General features: G+C 61.5%; 20 protein-coding genes. 11 read left to right on the forward strand and 9 right to left on the reverse strand.

Going from position 1 to position 19,529, the window contains the following annotated elements; genetic code table 11:
• Positions 1–126 precede the first annotated feature (126 nt).
• Positions 127–2,574, reverse strand: coding sequence for a penicillin acylase family protein (locus tag HDC30_RS05510; RefSeq protein ID WP_183781482.1), 2,448 nt, complete (start codon positions 2,572–2,574; stop codon positions 127–129).
• Between the two features lie 190 nt (positions 2,575–2,764).
• Here HDC30_RS05510 and HDC30_RS05515 point away from each other — a divergent pair, with 190 nt between their 5' ends.
• Positions 2,765–3,322 (forward strand): cysteine hydrolase family protein, encoded by a 558-nt coding sequence (locus HDC30_RS05515; RefSeq protein WP_183781485.1) that lies wholly within the window; start codon positions 2,765–2,767, stop codon positions 3,320–3,322.
• Positions 3,323–3,514: 192 nt separating this feature from the next.
• Here HDC30_RS05515 and HDC30_RS05520 read toward each other — a convergent pair whose 3' ends face one another.
• Genes HDC30_RS05520 through HDC30_RS05535 form a run of 4 tightly spaced genes read right to left on the reverse strand, consistent with a single transcriptional unit; the run spans position 3,515 to position 5,225 of the window.
• A complete protein-coding gene (locus HDC30_RS05520; RefSeq protein WP_183781488.1) occupies positions 3,515–3,712 on the reverse strand; it encodes an SEC-C metal-binding domain-containing protein in 198 nt (65 codons plus the stop codon).
• Entirely contained in the window at positions 3,709–4,203 is a 495-nt protein-coding gene (locus HDC30_RS05525) for an LEA type 2 family protein (RefSeq protein ID WP_027614355.1), read from the reverse strand. Before HDC30_RS05525 ends, HDC30_RS05520 begins: the two co-directional genes overlap by 4 nt.
• 43 nt (positions 4,204–4,246) lie before the next feature.
• Positions 4,247–4,723 carry a YchJ family protein gene (locus tag HDC30_RS05530; RefSeq protein ID WP_183781491.1) on the reverse strand — a complete coding sequence of 159 codons (477 nt, stop codon included), beginning with the start codon at positions 4,721–4,723 and terminating at the stop codon, positions 4,247–4,249.
• A gap of 4 nt (positions 4,724–4,727) precedes the next feature.
• Positions 4,728–5,225: a DUF6231 family protein gene (locus HDC30_RS05535; RefSeq protein ID WP_183781495.1), complete on the reverse strand. Its 498-nt coding sequence runs from the start codon at positions 5,223–5,225 to the stop codon at positions 4,728–4,730.
• Between the two features lie 197 nt (positions 5,226–5,422).
• Here HDC30_RS05535 and HDC30_RS05540 point away from each other — a divergent pair, with 197 nt between their 5' ends.
• From HDC30_RS05540 to HDC30_RS05555, 4 genes are all read left to right on the forward strand, one after another.
• Positions 5,423–6,118 carry an OmpA family protein gene (locus HDC30_RS05540; protein ID WP_098967546.1) on the forward strand — a complete coding sequence of 232 codons (696 nt, stop codon included), beginning with the start codon at positions 5,423–5,425 and terminating at the stop codon, positions 6,116–6,118.
• 90 nt (positions 6,119–6,208) lie between these two features.
• The gene (locus HDC30_RS05545) at positions 6,209–6,931 is read left to right on the forward strand and encodes an OmpA family protein (protein WP_183781498.1); all 723 of its coding nucleotides are present in this window, start codon (positions 6,209–6,211) and stop codon (positions 6,929–6,931) included.
• A 162-nt stretch (positions 6,932–7,093) separates the two neighbouring features.
• Positions 7,094–7,369 (forward strand): DUF1145 domain-containing protein, encoded by a 276-nt coding sequence (locus HDC30_RS05550; RefSeq protein ID WP_183781501.1) that lies wholly within the window; start codon positions 7,094–7,096, stop codon positions 7,367–7,369.
• Positions 7,362–8,120: a collagen-like protein gene (locus HDC30_RS05555; RefSeq protein ID WP_027614361.1), complete on the forward strand. Its 759-nt coding sequence runs from the start codon at positions 7,362–7,364 to the stop codon at positions 8,118–8,120. Before HDC30_RS05550 ends, HDC30_RS05555 begins: the two co-directional genes overlap by 8 nt.
• A gap of 82 nt (positions 8,121–8,202) precedes the next feature.
• Here the strand turns inward: HDC30_RS05555 and HDC30_RS05560 are convergent, their stop codons facing one another.
• A complete protein-coding gene (locus HDC30_RS05560; RefSeq protein ID WP_041070611.1) occupies positions 8,203–8,667 on the reverse strand; it encodes a CopD family protein in 465 nt (154 codons plus the stop codon).
• A gap of 99 nt (positions 8,668–8,766) precedes the next feature.
• Here HDC30_RS05560 and dinG point away from each other — a divergent pair, with 99 nt between their 5' ends.
• From dinG to pdxH, 5 genes are all read left to right on the forward strand, one after another.
• On the forward strand, positions 8,767–10,911 hold the full coding sequence (gene dinG / locus HDC30_RS05565) for an ATP-dependent DNA helicase DinG (RefSeq protein ID WP_003222341.1): 2,145 nt from the start codon (positions 8,767–8,769) through the stop codon (positions 10,909–10,911).
• Positions 10,912–11,005: 94 nt separating this feature from the next.
• Complete coding sequence (locus HDC30_RS05570) at positions 11,006–13,498, forward strand: beta-galactosidase (RefSeq protein WP_183781503.1); 2,493 nt, start codon at positions 11,006–11,008, stop codon at positions 13,496–13,498.
• 218 nt (positions 13,499–13,716) lie between these two features.
• Positions 13,717–14,862 carry a serine hydrolase domain-containing protein gene (locus HDC30_RS05575; protein WP_098967554.1) on the forward strand — a complete coding sequence of 382 codons (1,146 nt, stop codon included), beginning with the start codon at positions 13,717–13,719 and terminating at the stop codon, positions 14,860–14,862.
• Positions 14,863–14,975: 113 nt separating this feature from the next.
• The gene (locus HDC30_RS05580; protein WP_027614365.1) at positions 14,976–16,112 is read left to right on the forward strand and encodes an OmpA family protein; all 1,137 of its coding nucleotides are present in this window, start codon (positions 14,976–14,978) and stop codon (positions 16,110–16,112) included.
• Between the two features lie 24 nt (positions 16,113–16,136).
• Positions 16,137–16,784 (forward strand): pyridoxamine 5'-phosphate oxidase, encoded by a 648-nt coding sequence (gene pdxH, locus HDC30_RS05585; protein ID WP_027614366.1) that lies wholly within the window; start codon positions 16,137–16,139, stop codon positions 16,782–16,784.
• A gap of 5 nt (positions 16,785–16,789) precedes the next feature.
• On the opposite strand, the gene HDC30_RS05590 is transcribed toward pdxH, so the two are convergent.
• Positions 16,790–17,026, reverse strand: coding sequence for a hypothetical protein (locus HDC30_RS05590; protein ID WP_103369626.1), 237 nt, complete (start codon positions 17,024–17,026; stop codon positions 16,790–16,792).
• Positions 17,027–17,193: 167 nt separating this feature from the next.
• On the opposite strand from HDC30_RS05590, the gene HDC30_RS05595 reads away from it, so the two are divergent.
• Positions 17,194–17,658: a glycine zipper 2TM domain-containing protein gene (locus HDC30_RS05595; protein WP_007969461.1), complete on the forward strand. Its 465-nt coding sequence runs from the start codon at positions 17,194–17,196 to the stop codon at positions 17,656–17,658.
• Positions 17,659–17,729: 71 nt separating this feature from the next.
• On the opposite strand, the gene HDC30_RS05600 is transcribed toward HDC30_RS05595, so the two are convergent.
• Together HDC30_RS05600 and HDC30_RS05605 are read right to left on the reverse strand one after the other, a co-directional pair.
• The gene (locus HDC30_RS05600) at positions 17,730–17,987 is read right to left on the reverse strand and encodes a colicin E3-like toxin immunity protein (protein WP_371917799.1); all 258 of its coding nucleotides are present in this window, start codon (positions 17,985–17,987) and stop codon (positions 17,730–17,732) included.
• 5 nt (positions 17,988–17,992) lie between these two features.
• Positions 17,993–19,219 carry an S-type pyocin domain-containing protein gene (locus HDC30_RS05605; protein ID WP_183781506.1) on the reverse strand — a complete coding sequence of 409 codons (1,227 nt, stop codon included), beginning with the start codon at positions 19,217–19,219 and terminating at the stop codon, positions 17,993–17,995.
• Between the last annotated feature and the right edge of the window lie 310 nt (positions 19,220–19,529).

Raw genomic sequence — 19,529 nt, forward strand, 5'->3', positions numbered from 1 at the left:
TATTTTCGAGTCGCTACAAAACCAATGTGGGAGCGAGCCTGCTCGCGAAAGCGGTTTAACTGACACATCTATTCTGACTGTGTCTCCGTCTTCGCGAGCAGGCTCGCTCCCACAAGGGAACTGCGTTTATTTGCCGGGGGTCAGGGTCAAGCGCGTCTTGCCATACACCCGGTCAAAGTTCTGCGGCTGCATCGGCAAGCCGATGTACTGACCCTTGAGCCAAGCGTCGATGCCGTTGAGGTAGTTCGGGCTGGCCGGGTTGCCGGACTGGCCGGTGCCGTTCTGCCCCATCAGCGGCTCAGCCTGGCTGAAATCGACGATGAAACGCATCGACGGCGCCCGCGTGGTGTTGAAGTCCTTGCCCCAGGCAAACGCCGCGGTATTGAGCGTGGTGTGATCGCCACCGGCTGCCAGCGGGCCGCGAACGGTCTGGTCGTTGGCGTTTTTCCACGTGTAGCTGTGCAGTTTGCCCCACTGCCAGGCCTTGCGATCGCCACCCAACTGACTGTCGCCAGCGTTGATCGCGGCGGCCAGACTGCGCGCCAGAATCACGGCTTTGTCTTCTTTCTGCGGGGTACGCAAGTCATCCCAGAACGGGCTGTCTTCGCGCCCGAGCAGGTGATCGGCCTGCGCCGCGTAGGACAAGTCGCCATTGGCAACAAAGGCTTTCCACGCCGGACTCGACTCCGGGCCGAGCTCATCGAGGAAGATCTGCTTCATGCTTTCTTGCAGGAACAGTTCATAGATCGCCGCATCCGCCGAGGTCGGGCTGAGCTTGCCGTCAAACGTCATCAACCGCGTGAAGGCTTCGCGCGCCTTGTTGCGATCGGCTTCCGGCAGGGCGTCGATCGCCTGTTTCAGCGGCTGCTTCATGCCCGGCGCTTCAAACATTTTCTTCAGTTTGGCGGCAAACGTCGTGGTCTGGTCGTACTGCATGGCGATCACGCTGCGACCGTCCTGTTTGCCGCTGTTGGCCAGTTCCGCCAAGCGCTCACCGCGCTCCGGCGCCGCCCACGAGTTGGACAACTGCATGCCGTAGCCGTGAGGAATGACCCGCTGGTTGGCGGTGCCGAGCCAGCCCTGGGTCGGGTCCTGATCGTACGGGTGCAACATCGGGTCGGCGTAACCGTCCCAGTCGTAACGACCCTCCCAGCCCGGCGATGGCAGCAGGCCTTCGCCTTCGCGACGGTTGGGGAAACGTCCGGTGACCTGCCAGCCGATGTTGCTGGCGTCGGCGAATACCATGTTCAGGGCGATGGCGCGGATCTCGCGGCTGGCGTCTGACGCACGTTCAACGTTCTGCGCGCGGGTCAGGTCGAAAAATGCGTCCAGCGATTTGTCGTCGGTGAAGCTCGGGGTCTGCAGGGCCAGGCCGAAACCGTTGCCCTGTACGGCCTGAGCACTGTTGAGCAGCGCGCCGTGGCGGGTTTCGTACACCGCTTCGCGAATTGGTCGCTGGCCTTTGACGAAATAGGTTTCGTTGCGCACGCCCAGCGGCTGCCATTTGCCATTGACCTCATAGGTCAGGCTGTTGCCCTGACGGCGGATTTTTTCCAGGAACAGGTCCTGATTGTCGCCGAGCACGCTGGTGGCGCTCCACGCCACTTTGCCGTTGAAACCACCGAGGACCATCGGCAAACCGGCGACGGTGACACCGGCGGCCTGATATTTCGGCGCGCGGATCTGCACGAAAGTCCACAGCGACGGCGCTGCCAGTGGGCCATGGGCATCGCTGGCGAGAATGCTCTTGCCGCTGCGGCTGCGTTGCGGGGCGATGGCCCAGTTGTTCGAGGTGCTGGCGCCGAGCAGATTCACCGCCGCCAGTTGTTGGCTGGCGTTGCTCAGCTCCGTCAGGCCGGGAATCTGCCCGTTGAGCTTGAGGCCTTGCAGCTTGTCAGCCTCGGCCAGTGGCAGGTTTTCATCCGGTGCGGACGGGGTCAGCCAGGCGAGTTTGTCGCTGCTCACGGTTTGCGCCAGCACCAGCGAGGCAATCTCTTCCGGCAGGTTGGCCGACTGGCTGAAGTTCAGCAACGCGAACATCAGTGCCGAATCTTCCGGTTTCCAGTATTCCGGCTTGTAGCCGCTGGACGCGAGGTCGCCCGGCAGTTTGTCGGCGTAGCGGAACAGGTAGGCGTTGACGCCCCGCGCATAGACTTCGAAGAAACGCTTGAGGCGTGGCGACGAGGCCTTGTACAGCTCGTCGGCGCTTTTCTTCAGGTTGACCGCGCGCATGTAGCGGTCGGCGTCGAGCATCGAGGCGCCGGACATTTCCGCCAGTCGGCCCTGGGCCAGCAGGCGCAGGGTGACCATTTGGTTGATGCGGTCGCTGGCATGCACGTAACCGAGGGTGAACAGCGCGTCGTGGAAGCTGTTGCTTTCGATCAACGGCATGCCCATGGCATTGCGTCGTACCGAGACGTTCTGTGCCAGACCCTTGAGCGGTTGCACGCCGGAGGTGGGAGGAACGGTGTCCTGCGCGTTCCAGGTCTGGCAACCGGACAGGCTCAAGACACCGGTCACTGCTGCGGCAACGCCGAACCGGGGTAGAAAATGTGTAAGGGCTGGCGAGGCCATGGCAAAGCTCCTGCGGGGGTGTAGAGGCTGGGGGCGCAATAAAGCCGCTACGTTAGTGAGCAGGAGATGGCCGCGCAAGCGGGGCGAGTGGTTATTTCTTGCCATTGATCGATGATTGTCTGATGGCTTGCTTATTTGCAGGGGTGGGTGATGAAGTGCGGGAATCAAATGACTCTCGTGAGAAGACGCCATGGAGCTCAAGGCCAACGCTGCACTGATCATCATCGACCAGCAACAAGGCATTCTGCAGCCGCGACTGGGGCGGCGGAATAATCCGCAGGCCGAAGAACGCATGCTCGATTTACTGAGGGCGTGGCGCAGTAGCGGGCGGCCGGTGATTCATGTGCAGCATCTGTCGCGTGAACCGGATTCGGTGTTCTGGCCCGGGCAGTCAGGGGTGGAATTTCAGCAGCGATTCATGCCGCAGGACGGTGAATGGCTGATCCAGAAACAGGTACCGGATGCGTTTTGTGCCACGGGGCTGGAAGAGCAGCTGCGTGAGGCGGGGATCGGGCAATTGATCATTGTTGGTGTAACGACCAACAACTCGGTGGAATCCACAGCGCGCACGGCGAGCAATCTGGGGTTTGAGGCGTGGGTGGCGGAGGATGCGTGTTTCACCTTCGACAAGGCCGATTATTTCGGCACACCGCGTTCAGCCGAAGAAGTGCACGGGATGTCGCTGGGGAATGTGCACGGGGAGTATGCGACGGTGGTCAGCGCTGCGCAGATTCTGGCAGTCGCCTGAAAAACCTGTGGGAGCTGGCTTGCCAGCGATAGCGGAGCGTCAGGCTACATCAATGCTGTATGTGCCGGCCTCATCGCTGGCAAGCCAGCTCCCACAGTGATTGCATTCCAGCTGGAGTAATGCGCTCGAAGGTAGGAGTGAGCCTGCTCGCGATGGCGTTCTTTCAGGCGAAGAGTATCTTCACCCGAAACATCAAGCGCCGTGGCACTTCTTGAATTTCTTGCCGTTGCCGCATGGGCAAGGGTCGTTGCGGCCGACGTCTTTCAGGGCGTTGCGCACCGGTTCCTGGTGGGCGTGGCCGCAGTTCGGGCCGTGGACATGGCCATGGTCGTGATGATGGTCATGATCGTGGTTGCAGTCAGGGCCATGGACATGAGGTTGCTGAGTCATCGGTTGTGCTCCGGAATTAAATCGGCGGGGATTATCACGCCATTGCGCTCCAGGTGCACGTAGTGGGCGATGAATAAACCGGTTTCCATCTCACCCTGCAATCGATAGGGCACCTGCTGGTGCTGACTTTTCAGCATTTTCACCACGTCCTTGACCCGCGGCCACAGGTTGGTGCGGATCGGTATCCGATAGAACGCGCTGCTTTTCGGCCCTACCGTGATCCAGTGTTCATGCTCGCCTTCGGCCAGCAACAGGTCTGCCAGATGAATGCGATATTCCATGCCGCGCACGGTCAGGTCGCTGTCGTTGGGGTTGTCGATGCGAAAGTGCAGGATGAATTTCTGTTCGAGTAGCTTGGCCCGCACCACCTCGACTTTTACCAGGTGCACGGCGGGGTCGACGCTGTCGTCGCTGAACCATGAGGCGCAACCGCCGAGGTTCAGGATCAGCATCAATAACAAGCCATGCAGTGTGCGACAGTGACCGAGCATCGAAAAAACTCCCTTTGTGCCCCAGTCTAGTCGGCACTTCCCTTTATGCGCCGAAATACCCCGCACAGCACTTCTTGAACTTCTGTCCGCTCGCACACGGGCACGCGTCATTGCGCCCCAGCTTCAACTGCACGGTCGGGTCGATGAAGTACCAGCGCCCGGCGTTCTGCACGAACGAGGAGCGCTCGCGGTGGCTGTGTTCGCCCTGGCTGTCGTGCCAGCGTGCGGTAAAGGTGACGAAGGCATGTTCGGGCTGGCCGCCGAGCACTTCCGAGCTTTCGACCTCAAGGCCGAGCCAGGTGCTCTGCGCGCTCCAGGCGCTGATCGACTGGCGATCCAGACCGGCCTGCTGGGCGGGCAGGGTGGTGGCCACCAGATAATCGATCAGCCCCAGCACGTAGGCGCTGTAGCGCGAACGCATCAGCGCTTCGGCGCAAGGCGCCGGGTGGCCTTCGTGATAGTGGCCGCAGCAGGCCTCCAGCAGGTTGCCGCTGCCGCACGGGCAAATGGCTGTACTCATTGCATTACCACCAGTATTTGCCGAAGTTTTCCGGATTGGCCCAGAATCGCGAGTTGAGCCAGTCGGGGACTTGTTTGTAGTCAAGCAGATCATAGGTGAACAGGGTCAGTACCTGATCGTCACGCTGGAAGCGTTCACTGGCCTGCAGCGCCAGCGAGTAGAAATCGGTTTCCTGCCAGCCGCTGGCCGGCAGATCCGCCAGCACTGCAATGCGACTGGCGTTGAGGTTGCGAATCCCGCCCAGCAGATTCAAGCCGTCACGCTTGGGCAGGTGCTCCAGGCAATCGACCACCAGCGCCAGGTCGAAGCGCCGCGCCGCCAGTTCGGCGGGCAATGCACCGGGTGCGGCGTGGGCCACGCAGGTGTCCGGATGTGCCTGCTTGAAAGCGGCGAGCGCCGGAAATTCGCTGGCGCCGATCAACAGCAGACGCGCCGGGGCATAGCGATCCAGTAAAGCAGCCAGCGCCTGTTGCGGCGTGCGCGGAGAAATGGCGACGTTCATCGAAGCTCCTCAATCAGATCGCCAAGACTAGCGCGCCAGACGGATCCGGCCTAGACCCCGATTTGTCGCGCGTGGCAAAAGTGCCAAATCCCTGTGAACACGCTCCCAAATGCCAGTGGCCTATTGCTGGCGGAGATTAAAACTCCGGTCTTTACTCCGTGAATCGGTTCTAAGCCGATCCCTCAGGAGAAAACCAGATGAGCATAGTTCGGACAGCATTACCTTTGATTCTGCTAACCAGTGTGTTGACTGGTTGCGCAGGTTTGCAGAAAACCGACTGGCCGACCTGTGCGGCGGTCGGTGGTGTAGTCGGTGCCGGTCTCGGCGCGACGGAAAGTTCGGCGTGGGCCGGTTATGGCGCGCTGGTGGTCGGTGGTACGGCAGCCGCCTATTGCTGGGTGCACGGTGATGGCGACGAAGACGGCGATGGTGTGCCGGACAGTCGCGACAAGTGCCCGCACACGCCTAAAGGCGTGCAGGTCGATGCTGACGGCTGCCCACCACCTGCCCCTGCGCCAGTGGTAGAAGAGGCGGTTGTGGTCAAGGAAGAAACTATCGTCATTCGCGATGTGCACTTCCAGTTCGACAAAGCCACCCTGACCGGCTCCGACAAACAGGTGCTGGATAAAGTCGCCACACGCCTGAAACAAGAGTCGTCCACGGCGCAACTGACCGTGACCGGCCACACCGACAGCGTCGGCAGCGATGCCTACAACAAGAAACTGTCGGATCGCCGTGCGCACTCGGTGGTGGAATACCTGATTCAGCAGGGTGTGCCGCGTGCCAGCTTCGTTTCGGTCTCGGGCATGGGTGAAAGCCAGCCAGTGGCGGATAACAAAACCGCTGACGGTCGCGCACAGAACCGTCGTACCGAAATCAAAATCGTCCGCTAGCCCCTCTCGCATCTGCGGCTTGTGCAGTCGCGGATGCGGGTCTTTACTCCTGTGTAACCGGTATGGGCCGGTGACACAGGAGCTTTCACAATGACTGTTTTCTCAAGGTCCGTCTTGCCGGTGCTGCTGCTGGGCAGCCTGCTCACCGGTTGCGCCACTCATAGCGATGGCGATGCCCCCCTCAATCAACGTACGTGGCCGATCTGCAGCCTGATCGGCGGGCTGGTCGGTGGCGGTCTTGGCGCCATTGAAAGTGGCGGCTGGGCCGGCGGCGGTGCGGCGCTGGGGATTCTGACTGGCGGGCTGATCTGTTATGCCCAGGATGGCGATGAAGACGGCGATGGCGTGTTCGACCGCCGCGACCGTTGCCCTGACACCCCGGCCAATACCCCGGTCGATCATCGCGGCTGTCCGCTGCCGCAATATCCGGTCACTGCAAAAGCTCCCGAACCTGCGCCGCAATCGGAAGTCATCACCCTCAGCGATGCCGGTAATGTGTTGTTCGATTTCGACAAGTCGGATCTGACCCCGGCCGCCAAGGCCCAGCTCGATACGCTGATGGACAAATTGCGCAACGCCGACGTGGTCAGCATCAAGGTTATCGGCCATACCGACAGCAAAGGTTCGGACGCCTACAACCAGGCACTGTCGGAACGACGCGCCAGCAGCGTGGCGGCGTACCTGCTGAGTCAGGGCCTGGCGCCGGACAAACTGACCAGTGAAGGGCGCGGCGAGAGCGAGCCGGTGGCTGACAACGCAATGGACGAGGGACGGGCAAAAAACCGTCGGGTGGAGTTGCATATCAATCGCTAGGACTTGTCTGTAGTCCGCAGGCTAGAGCTGCCGGTCGACGATCGTCGTCGAACCGGCGGCGATCCGACGACTGACAAATGTTTTTTCTTTTGCCCCTCTGGCTTATCCCCCGCGTAAGCCGTTACTGTGCGCCCAAAGAATAATTCCGACACGGGGGAGCGTATGAAGGTTTTCTGGGGGCTGGGGCGTTTGCTGACCCTGCTGTTCTGGTGCGTGGTGGTGGTCAATCTGCTGCTGCCGTTTGTGCATCCGCTGCATGCGCTGGTCAATCTGGCCGGTGCCTCGCTGCTGGCGCTGCATGTGCTGGAGTTGCTTTTCTCGCGCGTCAAAGGGCGTCCCAACCCGTGGCGCGACCGTCTGCGCATCCTGCTGTTCGGCGTTTTTCACCTGCAAACCATCCCGGCCCCGGCCGCTCCGGAGGCTTCTTCCCATGCGTAAACTTTGCCTGCTCGCTGCACTCATCAGTCCTCTGGCCTGCGCCCAGGTGGTCAGCGTCGAAACCAACTCCCTGATGCGTTTGCCCAACACCGCCAGCACCTTGCAGCTGGAACGCCTGGAAGTGGCGGACTACGGCACCTTGCTGATTCCTGCCAATGTGACCGAGCTGACCGTCGGTGAATTGCGTCTGGGCCATGAAGCGCGCATCGCGATCGTCCCGAGTGAACAGGCGCTGGACATGAAAGTCATTCGTGCCGAACTGTCCGAAGGCAGCCTAATCACCGCACGCGGCGCGCCGGGCACCTATGAAAAAGCTGCCCGTGCCGGGCGCAATCTGAATTTGCAGTTCAAGGCACTGAACGCGCCAAAACTGTTTGTCGATGCCCGTGGCGGCACCGGCGCACCGGGTTTCGTCGGCCTGGATGGCGGCAACGGCGAAGATCCGGGCTGCACCTGGGGCGCGGCCGGTCATGGTTTTGACGGCAGCAATGGTAGTGACGGCCAGCCGGGTGCACCGGGTGCGTTGGTGCGTCTGGAAGTGCCGCGCGAGTTTCCGGCCGAGCTGATCAAGGTCAACGTTGCGGGCGGCGCCGGTGGTCCAGCGGGTGTTGGCGGCAAGGCGGGCAAGGGCGGCCAGTCCAAGGGCTGCCTGGTGTATCGCGCCGATGGCGGCAAGAACGGCAAGGCCGGGGCGGATGGTCAGCCTGGACCGGTGGGTGCGGCGGGGGCGGTGACCGTACAGCGCCTCTGAATAACAGCACTGTTCACTATTTGAGGTGAGGGGATAAATCCCCTCACCTCAAATAGTGCTTTTAGTGCTTGCCGTCAGCGGGTCAGAACATCGGCCGCGCCGCCGCAATCGCCACCAGCACCAACCCGACAATCAGGTTGATCCCCACCACTCGGCGAATCCGCCCCAGCACCGCCGCACCCACTGGCCATTCCTTGGCTTCAACGGCTTTACGCAACTCTGGCAGCATCAAACCCTGAATCCGGATAAACAGCGCCGTCATCACCACGTACAGCCCGATCATCACCTGCACGTACTTCGGCGCGGTCTCGAAACCGACCTGCTGTAAATGCAACATGCCCACGCCGCTGATCGGCAACAGGATCACCGCGACCCAGACCCAACGAAAAAAACCTTGAAACACTTCCACCCACAAGGTCAGGCGAGCAGGGCCGTCGAGAGCCTTGACCGCCGCCGGACGCAGGACCATCCAGGCGAAAAACATGCCGCCGACCCAGACCAGGGCGGACAGGACATGCAGCGGATAAACGAGGCTAAAAGGTGTCATTGGGGCACTCCGTTCTGCGCAGGATTAATTAGCGGGGTATGATAGCCGCCATCCGAAACCACTGAAAATTTATCCAGCGTTTTTAGCGCCCGACAATCAATGATCAGCACTGAACTCAAAACCACGATCCAGGGCGCCTATTCGCGTTTTCTTGAAGCCAAGAGCCTCAAGCCGCGTTACGGCCAGCGCCTGATGATCGCTGAAATCGCCAAAGTCCTCGGGGATATCGACACCGACGACGAAGGCCGGCGCAGTGGCGACCCCGCGATTGTCGCGGTGGAAGCCGGCACCGGTACCGGCAAGACCGTGGCCTACAGCCTGGCGGCGATCCCGACGGCGAAGCTGGCCGGCAAGCGCTTGGTGATCGCCACCGCGACCGTGGCCCTGCAAGAGCAGATCGTCTACAAGGACTTGCCCGACCTGATGCGCAACAGCGGGCTGAACTTCAGCTTCGCGCTGGCCAAGGGCCGTGGCCGCTACATGTGCCTGTCCAAGCTCGACATGCTGCTGCAGGAAGGCCACGCGCAAACTGCCACCGCCCAGCTGTTCGAAGAGGAAGGTTTCAAGATCGAGGTCGACGAGGCCAGTCAGAAGCTGTTCACCAGCATGATCGAGAAGCTCGCCGGCAATAAATGGGACGGCGACCGCGACAGCTGGCCCAACGCGCTGGAAGACGCCGACTGGGCGCGCCTGACCACCGATCACAGCCAGTGCACCAATCGCCACTGCCCGAACTTCGGCCAATGCGCTTTCTACAAGGCGCGCGAAGGCATGGGCAAGGTCGACGTGATCGTCACCAACCACGACATGGTGCTGGCTGACCTCGCTTTGGGCGGCGGCGCGGTGCTGCCCGACCCGCGCGACACCATTTACGTATTCGACGAGGGTCACCACCTGCCGGACAAGGCCATCGGCCACTTCGCCCACTACACGCGTCTGCGTTCCACCGCCGACTGGCTGGAAACCACCGCGAAGAACCTCACCAAACTGTTGGCCCAGCATCCGCTGCCGGGCGATCTCGGCAAGCTGATCGAGCAAGTGCCCGAGCTGGCGCGCGAGATCAAGACCCAGCAGCAGTTCATGTTCACCGCGTGCGAGCAGATTGCCGATTTCAAACCCGGCGAAGACGTCGAAGGTCGCGAACGACCACGCCATCGTTTCGTCGGCGGGGTGATTCCCGAGCACATGCGCGAAATGGGCATCGAGCTGAAAAAGGGTTATTCGCGGCTCAACGATCTGTTCACCCGCCTGACCGACCTGCTCAAGGAAGGCATGGACGGCGAGGTCAACATCGGCATCGCCAGCAATCAGGCCGAGGAGTGGTATCCGCTGTTCGGCAGCCTGTTGTCGCGGGCGTCGGGCAACTGGGAGTTGTGGACCGCGTTCACCGCCGAAGACCCGGAAGACAGCCCGCCGATGGCGCGCTGGCTGACGCTGGCCGAAAGCGGTTCGCTGTTCGACATCGAGGTCAACGCCAGCCCGATTCTTGCCGCCGAAACCCTGCGCCGCAGCCTTTGGAACGTGGCCTACGGCTGCCTGGTGACGTCGGCAACGCTGACCGCGCTGGGCACTTTCGACCGTTTCCGCATGCGCGCCGGTCTGCCGAAAAAAGCCGTCACCGCCGTGGTGCCGAGCCCGTTCCATCACGCCGACGCCGGTGTGCTGCGGGTGCCGGATCTGAAGGCCGACCCACGCGACGCCGCGGCTCACACCGCGGCGATCATCCGCGAGTTGCCGGATCTGGTCGAAGGCTCGCGCGGCACGCTGGTGCTGTTCTCTTCGCGCAAACAGATGCAGGACGTGTTCGACGGCCTCGACCGCGACTGGCGCAAGCAAGTGTTCATTCAAGGCAACCTGTCGAAACAGGAAACCCTGAACAAGCACAAGGCGCGGGTCGATGGCGGCGATTCCAGCGTGTTGTTCGGCCTCGCCAGTTTCGCCGAAGGCGTGGACTTGCCGGGCGCCTACTGCGAGCACGTGGTGATCGCCAAGATCCCGTTCTCGGTGCCGGACGACCCGGTCGAGGCGGCGCTGTCGGAGTGGATCGAGGCCCGGGGCGGCAATCCGTTCATGGAAATCTCGGTGCCCGATGCCTCGCTGAAACTGGTTCAGGCCTGCGGGCGTCTGCTGCGTACCGAAGAGGATCGCGGCACCATCACCTTGCTCGATCGGCGCCTGGTCACCCAGCGCTACGGCAAGGCGATCCTCAATGCGTTGCCGCCATTCCGTCGTGAAATATCCTGAGACAACGGTGGGCAGTTTTGCCCGCCGCGCTGTCTATCTCTCTGCCATGCTTTTCCATTGGCCTTAGTTGGTCGTTAGGGAGAACTCCGTTCTTATGATTCGCCGTTCGTTGCCTGCCGTATTCGCCTTGATTTTCGCTGCCCCGTTACTGGCGGCGCCTGCGGGTCAGCAGACCCTGTTCAACTTCGTCCGTCCTGCCGACGTGGTGAAAGTCGTCACCGAAAACACTGACCTGCCACAAGCCAACGCCGAGCAAACCCCCGAAGGTGAAGTGCTGCGCCGGGTGACGTTCAACCCGGTGGCTCGCCCGACCCTGCGTCTGACTCCGCAAACCGGCGCCTGGGACTGGTCGCAGTCGGGCATGATGAGCCTGCGTCTGCAAAGCGCAATGAACTGGGCCGTGACGGTCTATGTGCAAATCCAGAGTAACAACGGCCAGACCCTGACCAGCCGCGTCGACCTGCCGGCCGGACCCGCGCAAACCCTTTTGGTGCCGCTGGTGGCGACTTCGCCACTGAGCCAGGGCATGAAGGCCGGGCCGCCGATGCCGATGACTGTCGATGGCCAGCGAATTCTGCTGGCCAGCAGCAGCGGTGAACTGGATCGCAGCCAGGTGGTGTCGGTGAGTCTGTGGATGGATCAGCCGAAAGCCGCGCAGAGCCTGCTGCTCGAGCGATTCGGCGTGCAGGACGGCGATGCTGTGACCCAGGCCGTCTACGGCAATCTGGTGGACGCTTACGGTCAATCGACCCGCAGCAAATGGCCGGAAAAAATCAGCAACGACGAACAACTGAAATCCGCCACCGCCAAGGAACAGCAACAGCTGAAAACCTGGCTGGCCGAGCGCGAAAAGTCCTCGCTGGACAAGTTCGGTGGCTGGAATAAAGGCCCGGCGTTCAAGGCCAGCGGTTTTTTCCGCACCGAAAAGCGTGACGGTCGCTGGTATCTGGTGACCCCTGAAGGGCATCCGTTCTATTCGCTGGGGGTCAACACCGTCAGCCCGCAGGTCAACCAGACTTACGTGGCCGGGCGTGAGTGGATGTTCGAATCCCTGCCCAAGGCCGACGAGCCGCTCGCCAGCCATTTCGGCGAGGGCGACAACCGTGGCGGCAACGGTGCCGATCAGGGCCGTGGCTATGGCAACGGGCGCTGGTACGATTTCTACGGCGCCAACCTGCAGCGGGTTTACGGCGAGCCCTGCAAACCGGACAGCGATACCAAGGCCGGAATTGCTGAAGCGGCCAAGGCTGGTGCGGTTGAAGAAACCGCAGTAAAAGCTGCCGAGCCTGTGCCAAAGTCAAACGAGGCGAAGGCCGGTGTCGCCGCAGCGGCGAAAACAGACGCCGTAGCGACGACTGCTGAAAAGGCTGCCGATCAACCCGTCGCTGCGCCGTGCAAGGCCACGGTCGATCAGCAGAAGTGGGCCACGCACACCCTCGATCGCCTGCAGGCCTGGGGTTTCAACACCGTCGGCAACTGGAGTGCCGACTCGCTCGCCGACGCCGAACGGGTGCCGTACACCTTGCCGCTGTCGATCGTCGGCGACTACACCAGCATCAGCACCGGCAGCGATTGGTGGGGCGGCATGCCTGACCCGTTCGACCCGCGTTTCGCCATGGCCACCGAGCGTGCCGTGGCCATTGCTGCCCGCGATCATCGTGATGATCCGTGGCTGATCGGCTACTACGCCGACAACGAACTGGCCTGGGCCGGCCCCGGCGACGACCCGCAGTCGCGCTACGCCCTGGCCTACGGCACATTGAAAATGACCACCGACGTGCCGGCCAAGCGCGCATTCCTCAAGCAACTGCGCGACAAGTACCGCAACCAGGCGGGCCTGTCGAAAGCGTGGGGCATTGATCTGCCGGCGTGGGAATTGATGGAAGACCCGGGTTTCGTGCCACCAATGCCGAATCCGGAGCACCCGGAAATCGAAAACGACTTCAAATACTTCCAGAAAGTGTTCGCCGACACCTACTTCAAGACCATCTCCGATTCGCTGAAGTGGCACGCGCCGAATCAGTTGCTGCTCGGTGGCCGTTTCGCCACCAGCACTCCGGAAGCGGTGGCGTCCTGCGCGCAGTATTGCGACGTGTTGAGTTTCAATATGTACACGCTGAAACCGCAGGACGGCTATGACTTCGCCGCTCTGCGCGCCCTCGACAAACCGGTACTGATCACCGAATTCAACTTCGGCTCCAGTGATCGTGGCCCGTTCTGGGGGGGCGTGACGCAGCTGGCGCGGGAAGAAGATCGCGGCCCGGCGTACGCCAATTTCCTCAAACAGGCATTGAGTGAACCGTCGATTGTCGGGGTGCACTGGTTCCAGTATCTGGATCAACCGGTGACCGGCCGTCTGCTCGATGGCGAGAACGGGCACTTCGGGCTGGTGGGGATTACCGATCTGCCGTATCAGGGCTTTGTCGAGGCGGTGCGCAAGAGCAACCTGCAGGCAGTTGATCAGTTGGGCAAAGAGGCTGAGAAGGCCGCCGCTGCCGGTCATGAAGCGGAGGGCGGGCGCAAGGGTGAAGCTGGCAAAGGCCCGGGGGGCGGGCATGCCGGTGGGCATTCGGGCAATGGTCATTAAGGTTTAGACCGCGTCATCGTTCTTCGCGAGCAAGCCCGCTCCCACACTGATCTCCAGTGCCGCAGAGATCAAATGTGGGAGCGGGCTTGCTCGCGAAGGCGGCAGCCGTCTCAGCAAACATCTGGAAGTAACCGTCCGGCCCGCAGCTGTTCCCAAATCCGTCAAGGGCTGGAACAATGCGGGCCACTTTGTAGAGCGTTTTCGCGGGGGAGTTGCGGGTGCAGATTCAGGGACATTACGAGCTTCAATTCGAAGCGGTGCGCGAGGCTTTCGCGGCACTGTTCGACGATCCCCAGGAACGCGGCGCAGCCCTGTGCATCAAGGTCGGCGGAGAAACCGTCCTCGACCTCTGGTCCGGTACTGCCGACAAGGACGGAACCGAGGCCTGGCACAGCGACACCATCGCCAACCTGTTTTCCTGCACCAAGACCTTTACCGCGGTCACCGCATTGCAATTGGTGGCCGAAGGCAAACTGCAACTGGATGCACCGGTTGCTCGCTACTGGCCGGAATTCGCGGCTGCCGGCAAAGAATCCGTCACTTTGCGCCAATTGCTCTGCCATCAGGCCGGTCTGCCGGCCCTGCGCGAGTTGCTGGCGCCCGCCGCCCTCTACGAATGGCAGACCATGGTCGACGCCCTCGCGGCCGAAGCGCCGTGGTGGACGCCGGGCACCGGCCACGGCTATGCCGCCATCACCTATGGCTGGCTGGTCGGGGAGTTGCTGCGTCGCGCTGACGGTCGCGGGCCGGGCGAGTCGATCGTCGCCCGCGTCGCCAAGCCGCTGGGGCTGGATTTCCACGTCGGCCTGGCTGACGAAGAGTTCCACCGCGTGGCGCATATTGCACGGGGCAAGGGCAACGTCGGCGATGCCGCGGCCCAGCGCCTGTTGCAAGTGACCATGCGCGAACCGACCGCCATGACCACTCGCGCCTTCACCAATCCGCCGTCGGTGCTCACCAGCACCAACAAACCGGAATGGCGCCGCATGCAGCAGCCGGCCGCCAACGGTCACGGCAACGCGCGCAGCCTGGCCGGTTTCTACGCCGGTTTGCTCGACGGCAGCCTGCTTGAAAGCGAAATGCTCGAAGAGCTGACCCGCGAACACAGCTACGGCGAGGACAAGACCCTGCTGACCCGCACCCGCTTCGGTCTGGGCTGCATGCTCGATCAACCGGACATGGCGAACGCCACCTACGGCCTCGGCCCGCGGGCGTTTGGTCATCCGGGGGCGGGCGGTTCAGTGGGTTTTGCTGATCCCGAGCACGATGTCGCGTTCGGTTTTGTGACAAATACCCTTGGGCCTTACGTCTTGATGGATCCGCGCGCGCAGCAACTGGCGCGGGTACTTGCCACTTGTCTGTAAAGCTTTACATGAGGTTCCAGGGTTGGAACCAGATCCGGTTTTTCGATTCAAAGCGTCAGTTTATCCGGGCAAAAGAGCTCTGATTTTTCATTACTTCACTTTGTGGATTTTCAATGTCATCCAAAAAAACTCTCGCCCTGGCCCTGTGTGTTGCGATCACCGGTTGTGCACAGACTCCTAAAAACGATGCGGACGGCGGTAGCTGGTGGCCGTTCGGGTCCTCCGACAAAGTGGCGGCCAAAGAGCCGGCCCCGGCTCCGGCTCCTGCCGTAGCCCCGGCGCCGCTCAAACCTGCCGCGACCGCACCGGTGGCCAAGACTGAAAGCAGCAGCCACTGGTACTGGCCGTTCGGCGGTTCCGATGATGCGGCGGCCAAAGCCGAGGTGAAACCCGAAGTCAAACCAGAAGCCAAACCGGCGGTAGTGGCCAAGGCCGATGCCGACACCGGCACGAAGTGGTGGTGGCCGTTCGGCGGCAAGGATCAATCGACTGCCAAAGTGGTGCCGATGCCTGACCCGAAAGTCACCCAGGCCTGGCTGGATGACTACGAACCGCGCCTGCGTGCGGCGATCAAGGACAGCAACCTGCAACTCGAGCGCCGTGACAACGTGCTGGTGGTGATCGCGCCGGTTGAAGGCTCGTTCAACCCGAAGCGTCCGGCCATGCTGCTGCCGGTGACCCTCAGCCCGTTCACCAACGTCGCGAAAATCCTCGAAGCTGACCCGAAAACCGCAGTTCTGGTACTCGGTCACAGCGACAACACCGGCGCCGCGCCGGCCAACGTCAAACTCAGCCAGGAGCGCGCCCAGTCCGTGGCGGCGATCTTCCGCCTGAGCGGCTTGCAGCGTGATCGCCTGATGCTGCGCGGCATGGGCGGCGATGCCCCGCGTGCGGCCAACGACAGCGCCGAAGGCCGTGCCCTGAACCGTCGCGTCGAACTGCTGGTGACCCCGCAGAACACCATGGTTGCGCTGTTGAGCAAGTACAACATGCCGGCGCCGGCACCGACCACGATGCTTGCCGCACAGGACGTCAAGCCTGCAGCCAAACCGGTCACCCCGGCGCCGGCTGCTTCGAAGGCCGCCGTACCTGCAACCAAAAAGGCTCCAGCGAAGAAAGCCGCCGCCAAGGCACCTGCGAAGAAAGCAGCGACCAAGGCACCGGCAAAAACGCCGGCCAAGAAAACCGCTCCGGCCAAAGCGGCGACCACAGACAAGAAAGTCGCCGCCAGCGATACTTCCAAGCAGTGATCCGCTAACGAAAAGGAATGCGCCATGACCCAGGCTCTGGCAGATATGCGTCGTGATTACACCCGGGACGGTCTGACCGAGGCGCAAGCCCCGGCCGAACCCTTTGCGCTGTTCCACCAGTGGTTTGCCGACGCGGTGAAAACCGAACAGGCGCCAGTGGAAGCCAACGCCATGACCCTGGCCACGGTGGATTCGGACGGTCGACCGCATTGCCGCATTCTGCTGCTCAAGGGCCTGGACGCGCAGGGCTTCACCTTTTTCACCAACTACGACAGCGCCAAGGGCCAGCATCTGGCGGCGAATCCTTTCGCGGCCATGACGTTTTTCTGGCCAACCCTGGAACGCCAGGTGCGCGTCGAAGGGCGAGTGGTGAAGGTCACGCCGCAAGAGTCCGACGCGTATTATCAGGTGCGACCGCTGGGCAGCCGGCTCGGCGCCTGGGCCTCACCGCAGAGTAGGGTGATCAACGGGCGCGGCGAGCTGGAGGATCTGCTCAAGGCCACCGAACAGCGCTTCAGCGATACTCAGCCCGACTGCCCGGAACATTGGGGCGGTTACCGCCTGCTGCCTGAGCGCATCGAGTTCTGGCAGGGCCGTCCAAGTCGTCTGCACGATCGCCTGAACTACCGTCAGCAGGGCGCCAACTGGATTCTTGAACGTCTGGCGCCCTGAGCAGTCTACCGAGCGGGATAGCCTGCCGCAGCGGCCTCAAGCCACTTCGGCAGGTCCCGACGCTTGATCCTCTGCACGCGGGCATCGGCCAGTCGTTCCAGCATGAAGGCGCGTTTGTCTTCATCCTTGCCCGCCAGCGACAGGGCCAGATCACGATCCATCCAGCGTTTGATCCGCACGTACAGCCACCAATGGAAGTACAGACCGGCGACGGTGGTGACGAAAATGATCAGGTAATCCATGAAAATCCTTGGGTCGGCAGGGCGGATTGAGCGATTTGGCGCTACTGTTGGGTGAGTTTGCAGGTGCCTGTACCGGGCCTGAATAAAATCAAGTTTATCCGGGCTGCGTCGTGACAGGCGTCAAGCAGCGGGGTTTAATGAACACATGTTCTTTTGGAGTTGATGCTATGCGTAAGTCTGTTCTGCTGGTTGCTTCCTTTTCCACGATGGCGATGTTGCTGACCGGCTGCCAGTCGAGCCTGACCGGTGACTCCTACTCCCGTGACGAAGCGCGTCGTGTGCAGACGATTCGCATGGGCACCATCGAATCCCTGCGTCCGGTGAAAATCGAAGGCACCAAGACCCCGATCGGCGGCGCTGCAGGCGCAGTGGTCGGCGGTGTCGGCGGCAGCGCCATCGGTGGCGGCAAAGGCAGCATCGTCGCGGCGGTCATCGGTGCTGTGGCCGGTGGTCTGATCGGTTCCGCGACTGAAGAAGGCCTGACCCGCACCCAGGGCGTGGAAATCACCGTGCGCGAAGACGACGGCAGCATGCGCGCCTACGTGCAACAGGTTCAGGAAAACGAAGTGTTCCGTGTCGGTGAGCGCGTGCGCATCTCCACCGTCGGTGGCACCAGCCGCGTTTCGCACTAAGCGACAACGAGCGGTAAAGAAAAACCCCGATCAGGTGACTGGTCGGGGTTTTTTATGATCTGAGGTGCCGCTTACCAGACGTCGCTGTAGTCGAACGAAATTTGATAGTCGTAAGTCGTTAGGGAAATATTATTTTGAAAGTAAGGTTGAAGGACAGGTTTCCAACTTTCGAGTACGTTGAAGCCGCCATTATTAATGTTGTTTTCCACCGGTATACCCAAGGCATTCAAAACGGTTTCATCGTCGCCTAAATCCTCGGAATATTCTTCGCCCTCGCATAGATGGGTTTGCTTGTCGTACCACTCCAGCCTTAGTTTTAATCCCATCATCACCCTCACAAGTATTTTTTTCTGATGCTTCTTTCATCTTTCGGGTCTTCTCGTCGCTCTCCTGTAAAAGGGTCAAAAGCGCCTAGGTGAGTTCCGTCACTTGCACGGTAAACTTCCAACTCGCCGTGCATCGAGTCCCACTCATAAATTCTCCTGCCTTTTGCATCCTTCCATCGCTCCCGAAGTCCGCCACCTCCTTGTACGGGATTCATTTTCTGTGCCTTTTTCAGGCCGGGAAACGCGGTAATTTCCTCTGCTTTCGGAGGTTTATGATAGCTGTGTCCTGCTGGTGGTAAGCCTTTGCGCGAGGTGTTGACCACGATGTATAGAGGCCGAACCCCCGAATCCGCCGGAAACACCAGAATGAAATCCCGATACTCCGGCGGATAAACCGGATTCACCAGAATCCCGTCCGCCGCTTTCGTCGGCGGATACACCCAGATGTGCGGTGCTTGCGGTGCAGCCTCCAGCGCCGGAATACCGAGAACGTCCGAGCCATTCACCGCCGGCGTCCAGAGCAGTTCGACCCCTTCACCCAGGTCGGCGACGAACCGGTTGCCGCGCGCGGTGAACTGCACGACATCGACCATTTCCCAATCGCGATTCCTGCCGGTGTAGAAGCCGTAGCCCCGCAGGCTGCCGTCGGCCTGTTGTTCGACGTGCAGGCGCACGCGGGTGCGTGCCTGTCTGAGGGCGAGCAACTGGTCTTCGGTGTAGAGGGCGCTGTCGCCCAGGTTCGATGGCATGAGCAACGCCACCAGCCCGACCAAAGGTGTCACAACGGCGGCGGAAGCGATGGCGGGCAATGCCTTGAACGCCTCACCCGCAAAGGCGAAGGTGCCCAGACCTGCCGGGATGGCAGTGCCGCTGATTTTCTTGAGTGGAACGCCGCCGCTGTCATCGGCTTCACGGCCGCCGAGCAGGACCAGATCTCCGTAATCTTTCAGGCTGTCGGTGGGTACCATCCCCGAAGGATTCGAGTAATCGATGATCGCGTCCGGCAACTTGCAGGACTTGGCGAACACGCACCCGGCGCGTACGGGATCAGGCTTTTTCGCCGCAACCTCTCGACTGCGCTCGAAAGCCTCCTGCCGCGCCAGCATGGCGTCGTATGCATTTTGTCGGGCGTCGCGCTCGGCCAGTTCAGTGGCCGTCATGTAGCGCCAGGTGACGTGATGACCGTCGCCCGCCGGCGGGTTGGGAACCCGGGGAATGTCCTTGTTGCGAGCCACTGAGCGTCCTTTCGTTCATCCATCGACAACCCTTCGAAAGGGCTGCACGACGTTAACGAAGCGGACAATTGCTGGCTGTAGGACGGATCTTTGATTAAGTGCGGATTGTTCGCTATTTGTCTGGCAGGGGGGCGAGCAGGCCGCTTCAGTTCAAAGAACGGGGAGATGGGTTCTGCGCAATTACTGCAAAAGCCTGATACCCATTTGCCCAGAACCTGGCAGTTGGTGGATGAATTGAGCCTCAGCTGTATCTGTGAGCCTTGCCGGTTTTTTCCTATGCTGGGGGACTGAGCCTGTGACAAGGCTACTC

Origin of the sequence: Pseudomonas sp. JAI115, from assembly GCF_014200835.1 — a bacterium.
GTDB classification, from domain to species: Bacteria; Pseudomonadota; Gammaproteobacteria; order Pseudomonadales; family Pseudomonadaceae; genus Aquipseudomonas; species Aquipseudomonas putida_A.